The sequence below is a fragment of the Salinibacter sp. genome (assembly GCF_042218895.1).
Taxonomy (GTDB): domain Bacteria; phylum Bacteroidota; class Rhodothermia; order Rhodothermales; family Salinibacteraceae; genus Salinibacter.
The window spans coordinates 16,074-33,689 of sequence record NZ_JBDGQQ010000011.1; the positions used below are offsets into that span (position 1 = coordinate 16,074).

17 protein-coding genes are annotated in these 17,616 nt (G+C 59.6%); 11 read left to right on the forward strand and 6 right to left on the reverse strand.

What is annotated here, in order from left to right; translation table 11 throughout:
* Positions 1-339 precede the first annotated feature (339 nt).
* From nrfD to ABEL04_RS01295, 10 genes are all read left to right on the forward strand, one after another.
* A complete protein-coding gene (nrfD, locus tag ABEL04_RS01250) occupies positions 340-1,743 on the forward strand; it encodes an NrfD/PsrC family molybdoenzyme membrane anchor subunit (protein WP_375800603.1) in 1,404 nt (467 codons plus the stop codon).
* A gap of 60 nt (positions 1,744-1,803) precedes the next feature.
* Positions 1,804-2,409: a DUF3341 domain-containing protein gene (locus tag ABEL04_RS01255; protein ID WP_375800555.1), complete on the forward strand. Its 606-nt coding sequence runs from the start codon at positions 1,804-1,806 to the stop codon at positions 2,407-2,409.
* 53 nt (positions 2,410-2,462) lie between these two features.
* The gene (locus ABEL04_RS01260) at positions 2,463-3,113 is read left to right on the forward strand and encodes a c-type cytochrome (RefSeq protein WP_375800556.1); all 651 of its coding nucleotides are present in this window, start codon (positions 2,463-2,465) and stop codon (positions 3,111-3,113) included.
* Between the two features lie 105 nt (positions 3,114-3,218).
* The gene (locus ABEL04_RS01265; RefSeq protein WP_375800557.1) at positions 3,219-4,481 is read left to right on the forward strand and encodes a hypothetical protein; all 1,263 of its coding nucleotides are present in this window, start codon (positions 3,219-3,221) and stop codon (positions 4,479-4,481) included.
* A gap of 129 nt (positions 4,482-4,610) precedes the next feature.
* A complete protein-coding gene (locus ABEL04_RS01270; RefSeq protein ID WP_375800558.1) occupies positions 4,611-5,378 on the forward strand; it encodes a hypothetical protein in 768 nt (255 codons plus the stop codon).
* A 131-nt stretch (positions 5,379-5,509) separates the two neighbouring features.
* Positions 5,510-6,496: a cytochrome c oxidase subunit II gene (gene coxB / locus ABEL04_RS01275; RefSeq protein WP_375800559.1), complete on the forward strand. Its 987-nt coding sequence runs from the start codon at positions 5,510-5,512 to the stop codon at positions 6,494-6,496.
* 64 nt (positions 6,497-6,560) lie between these two features.
* The gene (ctaD, locus tag ABEL04_RS01280) at positions 6,561-8,306 is read left to right on the forward strand and encodes a cytochrome c oxidase subunit I (protein WP_375800560.1); all 1,746 of its coding nucleotides are present in this window, start codon (positions 6,561-6,563) and stop codon (positions 8,304-8,306) included.
* A gap of 58 nt (positions 8,307-8,364) precedes the next feature.
* Positions 8,365-9,063 (forward strand): cytochrome c oxidase subunit 3 family protein, encoded by a 699-nt coding sequence (locus tag ABEL04_RS01285; RefSeq protein WP_375800561.1) that lies wholly within the window; start codon positions 8,365-8,367, stop codon positions 9,061-9,063.
* A 54-nt stretch (positions 9,064-9,117) separates the two neighbouring features.
* Positions 9,118-9,573, forward strand: coding sequence for a cytochrome C oxidase subunit IV family protein (locus ABEL04_RS01290; protein ID WP_375800562.1), 456 nt, complete (start codon positions 9,118-9,120; stop codon positions 9,571-9,573).
* A gap of 503 nt (positions 9,574-10,076) precedes the next feature.
* Positions 10,077-10,376: a hypothetical protein gene (locus tag ABEL04_RS01295; protein ID WP_375800563.1), complete on the forward strand. Its 300-nt coding sequence runs from the start codon at positions 10,077-10,079 to the stop codon at positions 10,374-10,376.
* Positions 10,377-10,427: 51 nt separating this feature from the next.
* Here the strand turns inward: ABEL04_RS01295 and ABEL04_RS01300 are convergent, their stop codons facing one another.
* Positions 10,428-11,039 (reverse strand): 5'-methylthioadenosine nucleosidase, encoded by a 612-nt coding sequence (locus ABEL04_RS01300; RefSeq protein WP_375800564.1) that lies wholly within the window; start codon positions 11,037-11,039, stop codon positions 10,428-10,430.
* 88 nt (positions 11,040-11,127) lie between these two features.
* On the opposite strand from ABEL04_RS01300, the gene metF reads away from it, so the two are divergent.
* On the forward strand, positions 11,128-12,084 hold the full coding sequence (gene metF / locus ABEL04_RS01305; RefSeq protein WP_375800565.1) for a methylenetetrahydrofolate reductase [NAD(P)H]: 957 nt from the start codon (positions 11,128-11,130) through the stop codon (positions 12,082-12,084).
* Positions 12,085-12,170: 86 nt separating this feature from the next.
* Here the strand turns inward: metF and hpf are convergent, their stop codons facing one another.
* The 5 genes from hpf to ABEL04_RS01330 all read right to left on the reverse strand — a co-directional run bounded on the left by hpf (position 12,171) and on the right by ABEL04_RS01330 (position 17,603).
* The gene (gene hpf / locus ABEL04_RS01310; protein WP_375800566.1) at positions 12,171-12,491 is read right to left on the reverse strand and encodes a ribosome hibernation-promoting factor, HPF/YfiA family; all 321 of its coding nucleotides are present in this window, start codon (positions 12,489-12,491) and stop codon (positions 12,171-12,173) included.
* Positions 12,492-12,647: 156 nt separating this feature from the next.
* Positions 12,648-13,109, reverse strand: coding sequence for an rRNA maturation RNase YbeY (gene ybeY, locus ABEL04_RS01315; protein WP_375800567.1), 462 nt, complete (start codon positions 13,107-13,109; stop codon positions 12,648-12,650).
* A gap of 40 nt (positions 13,110-13,149) precedes the next feature.
* The gene (locus tag ABEL04_RS01320) at positions 13,150-13,509 is read right to left on the reverse strand and encodes a cold-shock protein (RefSeq protein ID WP_375800568.1); all 360 of its coding nucleotides are present in this window, start codon (positions 13,507-13,509) and stop codon (positions 13,150-13,152) included.
* 443 nt (positions 13,510-13,952) lie between these two features.
* The gene (locus ABEL04_RS01325) at positions 13,953-16,895 is read right to left on the reverse strand and encodes a DUF2723 domain-containing protein (RefSeq protein ID WP_375800569.1); all 2,943 of its coding nucleotides are present in this window, start codon (positions 16,893-16,895) and stop codon (positions 13,953-13,955) included.
* Between the two features lie 63 nt (positions 16,896-16,958).
* The gene (locus tag ABEL04_RS01330) at positions 16,959-17,603 is read right to left on the reverse strand and encodes a TlpA family protein disulfide reductase (protein ID WP_375800570.1); all 645 of its coding nucleotides are present in this window, start codon (positions 17,601-17,603) and stop codon (positions 16,959-16,961) included.
* Between the last annotated feature and the right edge of the window lie 13 nt (positions 17,604-17,616).

The following is a 17,616-nucleotide window of genomic DNA, read 5'->3' on the forward strand; positions in this document are numbered from 1 at the left end:
GACGTGGTGGAGGAGAAGAAGAATCCGCGCCGGTACCAACTGCTCTCATACCTGAACACGAAGCCACGTCTCTCCTACCTCGGGCGTGTGCGCAACAAGAATTCTCGCCTGGAGGAGGCGTTGTCGTCGGACGCGGCGGCATCGAAGGAGGCGCACGCCGGTGCGTAAGCCGCGCTGTCCCCCTCTCACTGTTTCGCAATCGATCCCGAACGACCCGTGGAAACGTCCAAGAAACTACCCGCGGAGCCGTCTGAGTCCCAGCCGGTCCCGAGGGGGGATGGAAAGGCCGACCAGGAAGAGCTCGTCAAGGGCAATCTTTCGTTCCACGACATCACAGAGATGGTGTCGCGGCACGCGGAAAAGAAAGCCCCGATGGCGTGGTACGCCGCCTTTGCGGTGGCCCTCTCCGGGACGCTCTTGCTCCTTGTTCTCTTTGCGTATGTGGTGTGGAACGGAATTGGCGTGTGGGGCAACAATCAGCCCGTCGGGTGGGGCTGGCCCATCGTCAATTTTGTCTTCTGGGTTGGGATCGGTCACGCCGGGACGCTCATCTCCGCCATTCTCTATCTGTTTCGCCAGCATTGGCGGACGGCTATTAACCGGGCGGCAGAGGCGATGACGCTGTTCGCCGTGATCTGTGCTCTCATCTGGCCCACGTTCCACGTCGGGCGCGTCTGGGCCATCTACTGGACGCTCCCGATTCCAAACCAAATGAACATGTGGCCGCAGTTTAAGAGCCCACTGCTGTGGGACGTGTTCGCGGTTTCCAGCTACTTTATCGTCTCCCTTCTGTTTTGGTACGTGGGCCTCGTGCCCGATCTTGCGACGCTGCGCGACCGTGCCAAGAACTTCTGGCGCCAGCGCATCCTCGCCTTCTTCTCGCTCGGCTGGACCGGGTCGAACCGGCACTGGCGGAACTACGAGAAGGCGTACCTGCTGCTGGCTGGCCTTGCTACGCCGCTGGTCCTGTCGGTCCACTCGGTCGTGTCCTTCGACTTTGCAGTCTCCGTGCTGCCGGGATGGCACACCACCATCTTCCCGCCCTATTTCGTAGCTGGGGCCATCTTCTCCGGCTTCGCAATGGTGGTGACCCTCATGGTGATCACGCGGGAGATCTACGGTCTCAAGAACCTGATCACGATCGACCACCTGGAGAAGATGAACATTATCATCCTGGTGACGGGGTCGATTGTGGGCTTCGCCTACATCACGGAGTTCTTCATGGCCTGGTACTCGCAGGTTGAGTACGAGCAGTACGCCTTCATCAACCGCGCCTTTGGGCCCTACGCGTGGGCGTACTGGATCATGATGACCTGCAACCTCATCACCCCGCAGCTCTTTTGGTTCAAGCGGCTGCGGCGGTCCATCCCAGTGATGTTCGCGCTGTCGATCCTCGTCAATATCGGGATGTGGTTCGAGCGATTCGTGATTACGATTACGTCGCTGCACCGCGACTTTTTGCCGAGCTCCTGGGGCTACTTCAATGCCACCTGGATCGACATCGGCACCCTCGTTGGATCCTTTGGGCTCTTCCTGACCCTCTTCCTCCTGTTCCTCCGGTTCGTGCCCATGGTGGCCATGTCCGAGGTGAAGGGCGTCATGCCGCAGGCCGATCCGCACTTTCACGAGCATGAGGGCAACGGGCACGTCGAGGGCGACGGGGAGCCGTACATCAAGCCCGCCGAACCTGCTCTGGCGGAGGCCTACCGAGGGGACGGCTCGGAAGAAGATGTCTCCGCATGATTCCACGATCCCCCTGGTGTCTTCCTCGCCACTGTTCCCGACTCTACACTGCGCAACGCCATGCCCACGCTGACCCAAGACCTGAAGGCACGACTTGGGATCTTCGAGAGTGACGCCGATCAGGTATATGGCCTGCTGGCGGAGTACTCCGATCCCGGAGCCCTGCTCCACGCCGCCGAGGCGGTGCGGGAGGATGGCTATCGCCACTTTGACACCCACAGCCCGTTCCCCATTCACGGCATGGACGAGGCCATGGGGCTCGGCAATGCTGTGGGAGTGGGATTCTTTACGTTCGGGGGCGGACTCACGGGACTTGCGGTTGCGTATCTCCTGCAGTGGTGGACGGCCGCCGTAGATTATCCCATTAACATCAGCGGAAAGCCGTTCTTTGCGGTGGAGCCGTCGGTGCCCATCATGTTCGAGCTTACGGTGCTGTTTGCGGCGTTCGGGGCAGTGGCCGGGATGCTCGCCCTAAACGGGCTCCCGCGTCCGTACAATCCGCTGTTCTATTCCGACCGCTTCAAGGGCGCTACGGACGACCGGTTTTTCCTGCACGTGGCGGCCAGCGACGACCAGTTTGACGTGGAGGACACCGCCGCGCTGCTCCATCGCCTTGGGGCTCACCACATCGAGGTCGTGAAGGATGACGGCACCGCTGACGCCTAGCGCCGCCGGGATTCCCGCGACCACCCCTCTTTCTCAGATTTTCCTGCACGACCATGCGACGCTCGTTCCTTACCGGGTTGGTGCTCGTGGCCCTGCTTCTGGCGGGGTGCCGAGGGACTCGTTCGGACAACCCCCCCTTCCACATGAACCTGGACATGGACTTCCAGCAGAAATTTGGGCCCCAGGAGGCCAATCCGTTTTTCGAGGATGATGCCGCCATGCGGACCCCGGTATCGGGGACCGTGGCACGGGGGCACCTTCAGGCGGATTCGGCCCTGTACCGGGCACGCACGTCCGAGGGGGAGTACGTAGAGAAGATTCCCATCACGGTGACCCAGAAGGTGCTGGAGCGGGGTCAGGAACGGTACAAGATTCATTGTACGCCCTGCCACGGAAAGAAGGGCGACGGAAACGGCGTCATTATGCGGGGCGACTACGGCTACACGCCAGCCCCAAGCTACCACACCGATCGCCTCCGGAAAGCCCCCGACGGCTACCTGTATGACGCGATCGCCAACGGGGTCCGAAGCATGCCGGCGTATGGCCAGAAAATTCCTGTGCTCGACCGCTGGGCCATCGTTGCCTACATCCGTGCTCTGCAGCGCAGCCAGAACGCAACGGAAAAGGCTGTGCCCCCAGGCGTGCAGGCGCGCCTGAACGGAACAGACAGCGGCATGCCGGTGGGAGAGGCCTCCACAGAGTAGCCGCGAAGCAGGCGGTGCACCAGCATGCTCCGTTTCTTGAGCATACGATCTCATCACTCCCCTTTTCGGGCCCCTCGCAGCCCTGACGACGAACCCTTCGACGCTATGGCTGAACCGCTCCAACAAAATTCCCGCCTGGGATGGCTCATCGACCCGATTCAGTCTACGCGCGACGCTGCGGGGCGGGCCTACCAGTTCGTTGGGGATCGACGTGCATGGCTCGTTCCGTCTGCTCTGGGCATCGCGCTGATGACAATCAGCTGCCTGGGGCTGCTGCAGAGCCCGGACGACTTTTTCTTTGCCTACCTCGCGGGCTGGTCCTTCCTGCTGACCACAGCCCTCGGAGGGCTTTTCTTCCTCGTCTTCAACCATTTGACGCGTGCGTCCTGGAGCGTCGTCGTGAACCGCATCAATGAGGCCCTGGTGTGGGCCTTCCCGCTCCTGTTTGTGCTCGGGCTGCCGCTTCTGTTCGGGATGCACGATCTTTACCACTGGACCCACGAGGCGCTCTACGACCCGAATAGTCCCCAGTACGACGAGGTGCTGGCGGGGAAACGCCCGTACCTGAACATTGAGTTCTGGTCGATTCGCATGGTCGTCTATTTTGTGGCGTGGACGCTCGTTTCGTACCGCCTGTATACCTTCTCCTTGCGGCAGGACGTCGATCCGGATCCGAATCTCCAGCAGAAACTGCGAAACACGAGTGCCTGGGGCCTGCCGCTGGTGGCCGTCACCACGGCCTTCGCGAGCTACGACATCCTCATGTCGACCGACCCGCACTGGTTTTCCACCATTTTCGGCATCTATTTCTTCGCCGGGGGCATCCTTGGGGCCGTTGCCGCAATTACGCTGATCGCTCTCGTGCTGCAGCGAACTGGGGGGCTGCTTCAGGGGGTAATTACGGCGGAGCACTACCATGATCTAGGCAAGTACCTGTTCGGATTCGTCGTCTTCTGGGCGTACATCGCGTTCAGTCAGTATATGCTCTACTGGTACGGCGGCATTCCGGAAGAGACGGTGTGGTTCCAGCATCGGCTCCGCGGCGGATGGGGCTGGCACAGCGCCTTCCTGGTGCTCTTTCATTTCGTGATTCCCTTTTTCGTCCTGCTTCCACAAGCCCCGAAGCGGAGCCGCTCAGTGATGGCTGTCATGTCCATCTGGCTTATCGGGATGCACTGGTTTGACATCCACTGGATGGTGCTTCCGGTGCTTCGAGACGGCGGGGGATTCCACTGGCTTGACTTTACGTGCTGGTTGGGTTTAACGGGGATCTTCGTAGGGGCCCTCATGTATCGGCTGCGCCGGCATTCCTTGATCCCTCAGAATCACCCGTACCTGGAGGACTCACTCCAGTTCGAAAACATGTAGCGGTGTGAAACTCCATGACTCAACCGCGCCTGTGAGTTCTTTTTTGGTGATTTTCACCCGGGGGAGTGACCCTCCCATTGGTTCTCTGCGTTCCCTTTTCCCTATTGGATCGACCATCCCGCCCGCACCATGAGTTCTGAGGAAGAACACATTCCTTCCCCCCCTTCTCCTGTGGCCCCGCGGGATGCCACTGCAGTGAACGGGGATGAGGTTACCTTCGTCTGGGAGGACATCGACGAGGCCGAATTGTATCGCCTCCAGGTAGCCCCTACGGCCCGCTTCGAGGACCCCGTCGTGGATGCGGAGGTGGGCGCCGAAACGGCCGTGACGGTTGGTAACCAGCTACCCACCGACGGGCAGACGCTCTTCTGGCGCGTCCTGTCTGGGACGGAGGCCGGTTGGAGCAAAGGAGGTTCCGTTGGAAGCTTTATCGCAACCACAGAAGCGGAAGCGTCCCCACCTCTTCCCAGCGACGAGGGGGAGCCCACCACGGAGCTTGCCCGCAGCGCACAGCGCGGGGTCGAAGTCGAGTCGTTCGATTTCGAGGACCAGTTCGAGAAAGAAAAAGAGCGGGGAGTAGCGTACGAAGGTGTTGCGGCGGGACAGATTATGGGGATCTCAGCCTCAATCATCGCCGTCATCCTGGTTGCCGCGGCGGTCATCTTCGGCTGGTTCGAACAGGTAAGCCAAAATGCCCAGACGACGGCCGTCGGCCAGCAGGACTACCAGCAAATTCGACAGGCTGAACGCGAGGCGGCGGAGCAACTCCGGCAGTATGGGGTTGTGAACAGGAAAGAAGGGGTTTACCACATTCCGATTGACAGTGCAATGAAAATCATCGCGGCGGAAGAATACGTGCAGCAGGCGCAGCAATCGGAACCGTCGCAGGCGCAGTGATCTCCCACAGGAGGTGAGAGAAGTAGGATTCTCTCGTTCAACGCCTGCCCACGGCGCAAGTCAGTGTTGAAGGGTTGACGATTAGCCCTTTGGTTCGAAAATAGCTCTGCACACCAACGTTCAACTGCAGCATGGGTGAGTTTTGGCTCCCTGAGGCGGCATCTACAATGGCGTCTGAGATTGACAGCCTCTTTATGTTCGTGACGGTGACCAGCACGATCTTGCTCGTCGGGGTCACCGCGGCGATACTCTGGTTCATATACCGGTATCGTCGACAAGACCCCGCTGAGCGTCCTGCCCCTGTACAGGAGAGCAGAGTCTTGGAGATCTCCTGGATCGTGATTCCTACGATCCTCGTCCTTCTCGTCTTTAACTGGGGATTTAAGTCCTTTGTGAAGCAGAAGACCGTACCCCCGAATGCCTACCAGATCCGCGTGACGGCGCAGCAATGGAGCTGGCTATTCCGGTATCCCAATGGGGCAACAGCGTCAGACACGCTCTATGTGCCAGCTGGCAAGCCTGTGCAGACCAAGATGAGCAGCAAGGACGTGATCCACAGCTTCTTCGTGCCGGCGTTCCGAGCGAAGCAAGATGTGCTGCCGAATCGGTACACGTCGGTCTGGTTTGAGGCGACTGAGAAGGGAACGTACGACCTGTTCTGTGCCGAGTACTGTGGTCGGAGCCATTCCGAGATGGACGCCACGGTAAAGGTGGTCTCCCAGGAACGCTTTAACGAATGGGTCCAGAAGGCCGCAACGCCCTCCGACATTCCGCTCCCGAAGCTCGGAGAAAAGCTGTACAAACAGCGGGGCTGCCAGACGTGTCACAGCCTGGACGGGACCCAGAAGGTGGGCCCTACCTGGAAGGGGCTCTACGGCACGACGGAGCACGAGTTTGAGAATGGGTCGACGGTTACGGTGGACGAGAACTACCTCCGCAAGTCCATCCTCAAGTCGCAAGCCCGCATCGTGAAGGGCTATCAGAATGTTATGCCCTCTTATTCGGGCCTTTCGGAGCGGCAGGTCTCGGCGCTCGTTGAATTTATCAAACAGCAGAGCGACAAAGAGCCGCCCACGGACGACTCACCAGAACAAAATTCGACGAGCCAGGGAGCCTGAGGGGCGACCACATAGACTTGCAGGCTTTGCCCAGAGTGTTTTCCACGGACCAATTTGAAGACCTATGAGCACGACCACGCAGGACACTCCGGTCGAACATGAAGAGCACCACGACGAGGACACCAATTATCTCAACCACGAGACGGGAATCTGGTCGTGGCTGACGACGAAAGACCACAAGCGCATCGGCGTTCTCTACTGCATCTCCCTCGCTGTGGTCTTCCTCGTGGCAGGGACCCTAGCGCTCCTCATGCGGGCCGAACTGATGGGGCCGAACGAGACCATCATGAGCAATAGCACCTACAATCAGGTGTTTACGATGCACGGCATCCTGATGGTCTTCCTCTTCCTGGTGCCATCGGTTCCGGCGATTCTGGGCAACTTTGTCTTGCCTATGCAAATTGGGGCGAAGGACGTAGCCTTTCCCAAACTCAATCTCGCCTCCTGGTACGTGTATATGGCTGGGGCTGCTTTGACGATCACTGCCCTGCTGGCCGGCGGCGTAGACACGGGCTGGACGTTCTACACGCCCTACTCTTCCACTACGGGTGGCGGGGTGCTCTGGATGACGGCCGCTATCTTCGTGGCGGGCTTTGCGTCGATCTTTACGGGGCTCAATTTCATCGTCACGACGCACAAGATGCGGGCGCCCGGCATGACGTGGAATCGGCTCCCGCTCTTCGTATGGGGGCTCTATGCGACGAGCATCGTGCAGGTGCTGGCTACGCCGGTGATCGGAATCACGATGGTGCTCCTCATCCTGGAGCAGACGCTCCGGATCGGCATATTCGACCCGGCCCTCGGGGGCGATCCCGTCCTGTTCCAGCACTTTTTCTGGTTCTATAGCCACCCGGCGGTCTACATCATGATCCTGCCGGCGTTCGGCATCCTGTCGGAGCTGATTGCGACATTTTCGCGCTCCCGTATTTTTGGCTACCGGGCCATCGCGCTCTCGTCGGTCGCCATCGCCATGCTCGGCTTCCTGGTGTGGGGGCACCATATGTTTGTGAGTGGCCAGTCGGCGGTCTCCTCGATCATCTTTTCGTTGATCACCTATCTGATCGGCATTCCCTCCGGCATCAAGGTCTTTAACTGGGTGGCTACCCTGTACAAAGGGTCCATCTGGCTGCAGACCCCGATGCTCTACGCCCTGAGCTTCCTGTTCCTCTTCACCATCGGCGGCTTCACCGGCATCATGGTGGGCGTGCTGGCCGTGGACGTGCACCTGCACGACACGTATTACGTGGTGGGCCACTTCCACTACGTCATGATGGGCGGCTCTGTCATCGCTTTGCTGGGCGGGATGCACTACTGGTGGCCCAAGATTACGGGGCGCATGTACAACGAGACGCTCGGGAAAATTGCGGCCGGGCTGGTGTTCGTCGGATTCAACCTAACCTTCTTCCCGCAGCTCGTGCTCGGCTCGCGCGGGATGCCGCGCCGCTACGCCAACTACGCCGAGCGCTTCGTGGACCTGCACCAGCTCTCGACCTATGGGTCCTGGATTCTGGGCGCGGGGCTCTTTTTGATCCTGGGCTATGCCCTGTGGTCGCTTGCTTACGGCGAAGAAGCGCCGGCTAATCCGTGGGGCGCTACCACTCTGGAGTGGACCAACGTGGCCGCTGTGCCGAGCCATCACAACTTCGAGCGCACGCCGCTGGTGACGCGTGGTCCTTACGACTTCCACCTTGCCGACGAGGTGTTTGGGGGCGGCGATGGTGAGGCCCTCGGCGACGAGGTGCCACAAATCCCAGAACCTGCTCCGTCCGCGCCGGCAGCGGAAGACACTGCGGAGTCGGCGAGTGCGTGACCGAGTCCCAAACCTCTAGGCCCCCTGTACTTGTCTCACGAAATTCCTTGACCCTCTCATGGCGACGGAAACCGCCCCGGCTCCCACTGATACTGAGGTCGAGCAAGACCATCACCCATCCCACCTTGAACATCACTTCGTCTCGTCCGAGCAGCAATTTGACTCGGCGAAGCTCGGGATGTGGATCTTCCTCATCACCGAGGTGCTCTTGTTCAGCGGCATGTTTGTCGCCTATGCTGTCTATCGCCAGTGGCATCCAGAGACCTTCGCGGCGGCGAGCGGTACGCTCAACCAGCTCATGGGCACAGTAAACACCGTTGTGCTCCTCACCTCGTCCCTTACGGTCGCTCTGGCCATCCACTGCATCAAGCAGGATAAGGTGAAGCGGTGTTTCTACTATCTGCTCGGTACATTGGGCCTGGCCGGAGCGTTCATGGTGGTCAAGTATTTTGAGTACACGGCCAAGTTTAAACACGGCGTATTTCCGGGAAATGCCTTCGATCCACACGGGGCCCACTACGAGCACCTAGCCGGAATGGAGGCGGCGCCGCAGTTCTTCAGCATCTACTTCGTGATGACCGGGATTCACGGGATTCACGTACTGGTCGGAATGGTTGTCATCGGGGTCATTGCGATCATGGCTTGGCGTGGATGGTTCAACAGCGAATGGTACACCCCGGTAGAGCTTACTGGCTTGTACTGGCATCTGGTTGATATCGTCTGGATTTTCCTGTACCCGCTGCTCTACCTCGTTTGATGTTCTTCGACCAGGGTTCTCAGCCCGGGCTGCTCACAATCCGCTCACGGCACCATGGCGCACGACGGTCCCCACATTGTTCCCAAGTCTACCCTCCTGAAGGTGTTTGGGGCACTCATTGTGCTTACCCTCCTCACATACGGGGTATCCCTCGTCTCTCTCGGACCACTTGGCGTCCCCGTGGCCATTGGAATCGCGGCGTCTAAGGCAAGCCTCGTCGTGATGTTTTTCATGCACCTGAAGTACGACAACCCGGTTAATGCGCTCACGTTCACGATCGGCACCATCTTCGTGGTCGTGTTCGTAGGCATGACACTCCTCGATACGGCCTTTCGGGGAGATCTCGATAACGTGAGTGGACAAACCATCCAGCAGGCTGAGGCCGAGCAGGAGCAAGCAGAAAAGCAGCAGAAGCAGATCAGCGAGGAGGAACTCCGAATTGCTCCTTCAGACTATCCGGGTCAAGATCGCGGGGCAAACTTGCCTACGGAAGACGGGGGCTCTGAGTAATTCTGCGACAGGAGTCCTCTTCTGAGGTCACCTGTGTCGGGCGACACCGTGACACACGGAGGCGAACGGACCCCTATGTCTACGAGCTCGGTCAGTGGATCCACCCCCGTGTCCGGCTTCCAAACAGATGGGCGAAGGAGACGCCCGAAAATTGTGCTTGCGCAGCAGGTTACGACAGAGAAACTGTCGGCGGCACGAGGGGAGAGCAACAGAACTTAAGCAGGCATCCGGTGTAGTCTATCAAAACACGGTCCTGTTCCTGCTCCTTGCAGTGACAGTGCCGATGCAGGGGAGCCTTGGTTGCCTCTGGATGCAGTCGCCCCGGAGAAACGACTCCGCGAGACCGGCAGAATCCAGATGGGCGAGCGCCACCCTGGAAGGGCTTCGCCACGCTCAGACGCTCCCGCTGCCCGCCGTAACGTAGCTTGCAGCCCAGGCCCTGTCGCGTAGCGAGCCCATCCTCACCACCCGCAAACGGATTGGGCCGACTTCCGCCGCGCACGATGTTTCTGTTCTTTTCTACCCTCGCTGGAGCGATATTCTTCGCGCTGCTCGTCTGGGTAGGTGCCACAGTGTACCGGATCTACTACCCGAACCGTCCCCGCCCCTTCGAGGAGCATCCCGTCGTTCGGCGAGAGCAAGCGGCGGCTCAAGGGGAGCGCGTCCCTGTTGGCGTCCGCGAGATTCGTGCCGACCAGCGCCGGAGGCAGCGGAAGCAGGAAACAGACTTGGAGTACGTGTGGGGCGTGTCGGAGGGAATCCCGGAATCCTGGCGGGAGGATCTCTGGATCCGCCGGAACTGAACGGCTTTAGGCCTGCTCCCCTGTTCCCCCGCCGGCGGTCTCCGTTCGGCCTCATGAGGCCTCCTCCGCGATCGCATCGACCTGCTCTTTCAGGTGTGTGGCGATGGTCGAATACACGTTCTGTTTCTCGGTGGAGGCACTCTCGGCACCGACCCGGGCCGTGATGGCCTTCATGATGTGGCACGAAGCACCGTGCTGGGCCGCCACGTACGCAATTGCGTAGCCTGTGGTGTCCCGAAGGTCTGCGATGCGTTCCCAGTAGCTCCGCTCCTCAGGGTTTTCTGTCGCGCGGTCCTGCGTGACGAGCGTTCCTTCGTGGGCGAGGTCAAAGGGAGCGTTGAGGGGCATACGGGGGTACGAGGGCGATTCTAGGTCCACTCGATCACCCTCCAGAACAGACGTTACCTCAACTAGGGTCTCAACCTCCATGTCCTCCGCGAGCGCGACCGCGCCTCCACCGTGGAGAAGAACCTCTAGGTCATATTGTCGAAAGAGACGTTCCGTGTTGAGCGTCGCCTTAATCTTTCCGGATCCAGTCACGGCGACGACAACTTCCCCGATCCGTGCGTGCTGACCCTCCTCGATTCGGTCGAATCGGCCGCTACCGTATTGCTTGACGAAAGCAGCTGCACCTTTCGATGTAGAAAAGATAATCCCGATCATCGAACACCCTAGCTGATGAGAGGTATGATGGGCGGTCGCTGTGCACAAGCGCAATCAAACAAACTCGCGAACGAAAATCACGCACCGAATGAAGGTAATTGAGCATCTTGACCGAGCCACAGAACCACTCATCTCCTACGAGATTATCCCTCCGAAACGGGGGGGCTCCGCCGAGCAAATTCTCGATGTCGTGGATCAGTTGATGCCGTTCAACCCACCGTTCATCGACGTGACGAGCCACTCGGCGGAGGTCTCCTACGAACAGAAGGACGATGGAACTTGGCAGCGATGCGTGAAGCGCAAACGCCCCGGCACGATCGGGCTCTGCGCCGCGATCGAGGCCCGGTTTGGGATCGACACGGTTCCACACCTCCTGTGCAAAGGGTTTACGCGGGAGGAGACCGAGGATGCCCTCATCGAGCTCAACTACCTAGGCATCGACAATGTGCTCGCGATTCGGGGGGACGACAAGGGCTACGAGAAGTCCCTCTCCGGCAACCGGTCGCGCAACGAGTACGCCGTTGACCTCGTGCGGCAGGTTCAGGACATGAATAACGGAGAGTACCTTGAGGATCTCATGGACGCTGAACCGACCGACTTTTGCGTTGGAGTAGGGGGATACCCGGAGACGCACTTTGAGGCTCCTAATTTGGCCTGGGACATCATGCGCCTGAAGGAGAAAGTGGAGGCAGGAGCCGACTACATCGTCACGCAGATGTTCTTCGACAACGAATACTTTTTTGACTTTGTCGATAAGTGCCGGGAGGTCGGCATTGAGGTTCCCATAATCCCGGGCGTCAAGATCTTAAAGCGGAAGCAACACCTCCGGCTCCTCCCCAAGTACTTTCATACCGAGATCCCAGAAGAGCTTGCCGCGGAGGTGGATGCTGCCGATCCTGAAGACGTCGAGAACATCGGGGTAGAGTGGGCCATTCGGCAAACCAGAGAGCTGATGGACGCAGGCGTCCCCTGCATCCACTTCTACATCATGTCGAGTGCCGAAACGGTCAAGAAGGTTGTAGACCCGCTGCATGAGATGGCATAGCTTCCGTCGGAGAACTCCGTACGCAGGAATGGGCCCAGCACCGATCACCGGCGCTGGGCCCATTCGCATGTCTGGGGGCGCAGGGCTTACCGGTGCGCGTCCTTGTCCTTGCTGCGCAGTTTCGACTTGTATTTCTCAAGCTGGCGCCGGAGCTGATCGACGCAGAGGTTGATTGCCTCCTCATGACTGCTTCCCGAATCTCCGGCCGAGAGCTGCTTCTGATAGACCTCGATGTTGATTTGAGCAGTTTTGTTCTCCGCCGGGGAGTTGTCCTCCCCGAGGATAACGTGAGCGCTGACAATTCCGTCGTAGAACTGCTCAAGCTTTGCGGTTCGGCTCCGTGCATACTCGCGGACGCGGTCGCTGACGTCTACGTGGCGAGTCGTGACTTGAGTTTGAAAAGCCATGGACTGTACCGTCTGGGTTGTGGGGAAGAACATAGGGTCTTCTGCGTGCCCCGCTCAGCGTTCGCGGGCCCTTCACATTCTACCACGTGGGTAGATGTTTCGACGAGAGAATCGTGGGCAGTCCCGGAACGCAGAAACCGGGAGGACCCGAGTGAACTATGCGGACGGGGAAAGGACCGCTTGGAGATACTCGTCTTCCCGCCTGCGCATCGTCTCCTGGCCTGACTCCGTCGCGTCGTCGTACCCTAGAAGGTGGAGGAGACCATGGATGACGTACCGGCATGCCTCCCGTTCGAAGGTGGCACTGAACTCCTCGCAGCGCTCGCGGGCCGTGTCCAGGTCCACGTACACCTCGCCCTCCACCACGAGGGAATCGGAAGCTGAAGTCTCGTTCCGGAGTGAGAAGGAGAGGACGTCAGTGTGGTAGTCGTGGTCGAGGTACGACCGGTTGAGGCGGCGCACCGTCGCGTGGTCGGTGAGAACAACGCTCAGGTGGACGAGCGTCGCGTCTTCCGCCGCCAGGACGTGACGGATCACCTCCTCAAGTACAGGCTCGTCGAGCGTCTGGGAGGGATGGTCCTGCTCGATCGAGAGTGAGTTGGGATAGGCTTCACGCACAAGAAAGGCCGGGAAAGATCACCGCAACATGTGATTCAGCCTACGGCGAGGCGTCCGCGGAGGATCCACTGTCGGGGAGGGACGGATCGACCTTGGCCGTTGGGTCGACATCGGCAGGGTCGATTTCCGTCGAAGCCTCACCGTCCTCTACGTTGGGCTCCTCCTCATCCAGAGGCACAACTTCGGGGGCGTGCAGTCCCTTCGGCCCCTCGTCCATCTCAAAACGGACTCGCTGTCCGCTCTGGAGCGTCTTAAAGTCCTCCTCCGACTGGATGTTGGAATAGTGAACGAACACATCCTCCCCGTCGTCGGGATGATCGATGAAGCCGTATCCTTTCTTCGCGTCAAACCACTTGACTGTGCTCGTCTTCATGTCGTGGGCGTAAGTCAGCTTGGTCATAAAATCACTGGCTGCCGCGGGCAACGGCGCCGAAAGAGGCGCGCCCGAGCGGCGCGATCAGACTGTGGGGGAGAAAGTATGTCTGAGATCCCCCACGTAATCGCAAGTGCGGCAGGGTTTTTCGTCTCGCAAAACCGTGGACGGCCGCGTTGAGGAATTTGTACCAAGCAAATATAGATGGAGTCCCCCCGTCTGTCAAACCACAGAGGCGAAGACGAGCGCTAGGCTCCAGCCCGAGAAGGCGCGAGCGCAGGTCTCTTCGGAATAGACACGTGCGAGGGATGCCGGAGGGCGCTGGAAGTTCCGACGGCGACTCCAGCGCACGAGAGCAGGAGACGTCCCGCTGGGCTAAAGATGTATCTTTTCCATCCCGGGGGAGAGCCTATGCCAGAAGATGAGGAGGAGACGTCCCCGCGAACGAACTTCTCCAATCCGATTTCCCGTCAGTTTGGAGGCGAGGAGGAAGGCTGCTGTTCGGGCGCACCGAAGCGGGCTCCGGGTTGGGGCGTAGGTCCTGGGGCTTGGGGAGAGACCTGTGCTGTGTCACCGGTAAGCCCGTACGCCCGGCGGACTCGCCTGGGAGCCTGGAATGAGGCCCTTGAAAGGGCCTTGTCGACCCTCTCCCTGAAGCCCTCGGTTTCTGACTTCAGGCCCATCTTGAGGTACGTAGAGCGAATCCGGCCGGCATACCGGAGAGCTAACAGGAACTGCCGCTGTGAGTTGGCCGTCGTGAGCTTGTTCAGGACGAGCGGTTCCGCCTCTTCCATGAGACTCGCAACTTTCTCGGTGTTGCCTAGAGCGCGAAAGGCGCGAGTCGTGTAGAGAATCGATTGCATGTCCCCTGGGATGGTGGAGAAAGGAACCTGCTCTGTGAAGCCGCTCAGGAGGCGTTCCGCCGTATCCGAGTGCTCCTTTTTAACCAATCGCTGGGCGGTATGCGAGAAGTGAAGGCGATACCCGTCCACCATCCGTCGCGCCCACTTGTTGTAGTACTCGGTCGAGTCATCGAGATTTTTGAACCGAAACTTCAACATTCGCTCGGCGGTCAGGCCCGGAATTACGCGTCCGAGAGTCTGGTTGTGTTTGATGGGAAGCACACGATAGGCCTGCCCCTCCAACTGGAAGTAGTTTTGGAGATTGAGCTGTCCGGAACGCGCCACCGTCACGGCGAAGTAGAAGGGGCGCTCCCACCCGTTGTTGGCGATGTTGTACAGCATGTTGTAGGCGGCGTAGTCGGCAGGCTGCAGTACGCGCACGTTCTTCCGGAACCGACGCCCCTTCAACGTCCACGTCATCGGGCTCTCAAATGCCGACGCCTTCGCAGAATCAGGGAGATATGCCCCTAAATCCTGACGCAGCGAGCTGGAATCCACGGGCAGCGTCATCTGCTGAGGCTTCCACCTCTTGTACCCAAGATTGCTGATCCGATCATCGGTCAGTGAGATCGGGAGTGGGGCCGACTCGTAGGACGCTTGGTGCTTGAGTTGCCGAATATACCACTTCGTGTTCAGCAACGATAGGTTTACGACGCGCACGTCCCGCCGTACGCCTTCTACATGCTGCAGATACCAGAGCGGATAGGTGTCATTGTCACCGTTGGTGAACAGGATGCCGTCCTCCGCGACGCTGTTTAGCATGTTGTAGGCGTAGTCGCGCGGTACATAGTTCTCGGAGCGATCGTGGTCGCCGTAATTCTGATACGTCATCCAGCCCGGTACGGCCAAAGCCACGAGGAGGCCGGTACCAAGAAGGGCAGCGAGTCGTGCGGTATTCGACAGGGTGTCCTGGACAGACTCGTAGACCATCTGTAAGATGCCCCCCGCCCCGATGCCGACCCAGAGGCTGAAGGCTAAGAAGCTACCGACATAGGAGTAGTGCCGCTCGCGCGGCTGCATCGGTGTTTGATTTAGATAGATGACGATCCCAATGCCTGTCATGAAGAACAGAACGAAGACGCTGAACGCCCGTCGCCAATCCCGGCTGAAGTGGTAGAAGGCCCCAAAAAGCCCGAGAAGGAGTGGAAGGGCAAAATAGACGTTCCGGGACTCCTTCTGACTTGGAGACTGTACGAAGCGCTCTGTCGACGAGGCGGGGTCAACAAAGGGAAGCCCCGTGATGGCGGGAGCGCCCTGCTTGTCGCTTGCTCGTCCTGCGAAGTTCCAGAGGAAGTACCGCACGTACATGTATCCGACCTGGTACTGGAGAAAGAATCCCAGGTCCGACTCGTAGCGCTCGTAGACCTTCTGGTGGCGTGGTTTTGGAGAGTAGCGCCGGGGGAAGAAGGTTTTTTCTCCGTCGCGGGGGACTCGCCCCGTCGCGTCGTTGTAGGTAACGCCTCGCAGGAGAGGGGTGTCCCCGTACTGCTCACGTTCGAGGTAGGAGATGAACTTCTCGATCGTGTCTGGGTCGTTGATGTCGATCGGGGGTTCAGTCGCGCTTCGAATGAAGACAAGGGCATAAGAGGCGTAGCCGATAAAAAGAACGGCGACGCACATGAAGGCAAGATTTGCCACGGACCGCTCCAGCTGATGGGTCTTGTACACCCCGTAGGCAATGACGAGCGCGAGAATGAGGGACGTGAGAAAAGGAGCCCCAAGGGTTTTAAACAAAGTAGGCAGCCCGAGAACCATGCCTGGATAAATCGCCAGGAACAGTGCAGAAGAGATGACCCCTGCGCCCGCGATGCGAAGCCAGCGCTGGCGAGGCGTCCAGTGCTCGCGGTCAAATTCAGTAAAGAAGACGATAAGAGCGACGAAGAAGAAGGCCAGGAGGCTCAGGAGATGCACCCCAATGGCAATCCCGAAGAGGAAAGCGATGAGGACAAGGTAGCGGTTGGCGTCGAGCTGGAAGGGTTGGCGGTCGCCCCGAAGGCGCTCCTCCTCGCTTTCTGCCGCGTGGCTCCAGCGGAGGACGAGCCACACGACCATGGCCGTGAAAAACGTGGAGAGGGCGTATACCTCGGCAATACCCGCGTTAAACCAGAACGAGTCGGTGACCGAGTAGGTAACCGCCCCAACCACACCACTGGTGAGAGCAATTACGTACTGCCCTGTTGACTGCTCGCTCAGGTCGGGCTGCCAGCGGCGAACCAGCCGGACAATGATGAGGTGCGTGAGTAGTACGGCCCCCGCGCTGGCCAGAACCGAGAGAATGTTCACGGCCAGGGCCACCGTCTCCTGAGAGGGGGCCAGCATCGAAAAAATGCGGGCCAGAAGCAGGTAGAAGGGAGCGCCTGGAGGGTGCATCACCTGAAGCATATAGGCGCTGGCGATCCGTTCACCAGGATCCCAGAAGGAGACCGTAGGGGCTACGGTCGCGAGGTAGAGACCGAGCGCCCAGAGGAAAACGAGCCCGGCGACGATGCGGTCAGTCCACTTCCTATTCATGCTGAGGCGGTTGTGCGTGGAGAAGGGAGCAGAAGAAAGAAAAGGGGAGACCCGTGGGACCTGTTACCAGTCCTTCCGAGTCGCGTCGAGGAGCGACTGAATCGTGTCCATCTTCATCTCTCCATAGTTCAACGCGAAGGCGAGCTCCCCCCTATTGTGGAAGATCCAGGTGGACGGAATCCAGGTGACAGGGAGGCTGAGAAACGAGTGTCGACGGTTTGACTCCTCGTCGCTAGGACCAAGGTCGGGTTGGGTCACCTCGACGACACGGTCGGGGATATCGTACTTGTCGAGGGTCGAGGCTCCCTTTTCGTTGTTGTTCCACACGGTCACAAAGGTGAACGTGACATTCGGATGGTTGGCGACGAGCTCCGCCCACCCGTTGGCCAGTTCGTTTTTCGAGTTCGGACACCACGGAGCCCAAAAGTGAACTACGTGCACGCCCTTCTTTCGGATGCGGTCCTGTACGAACGCCTCGGCCTTCGTGGTCGGCGTGACGGACGCGGCAGGCGTCGAGTCGGTTACCCTTGACCGCTTAGCCCACGCGGTGGCAGAGCTCGAAGCCGCGCTCGCGGTGCTGGACGAAGTATCAGTCTGCGCAAGCTGGAGCTGTCCGGCCTTACACTGTGTCGAGTCCTGTGCCTGAGCCAGGGGGGCGGCGGCCACGAAAAGGAGACTGCCCAGAAGCAAGCGGGGGAACGTCTTCACGGCGCTGGGGGGA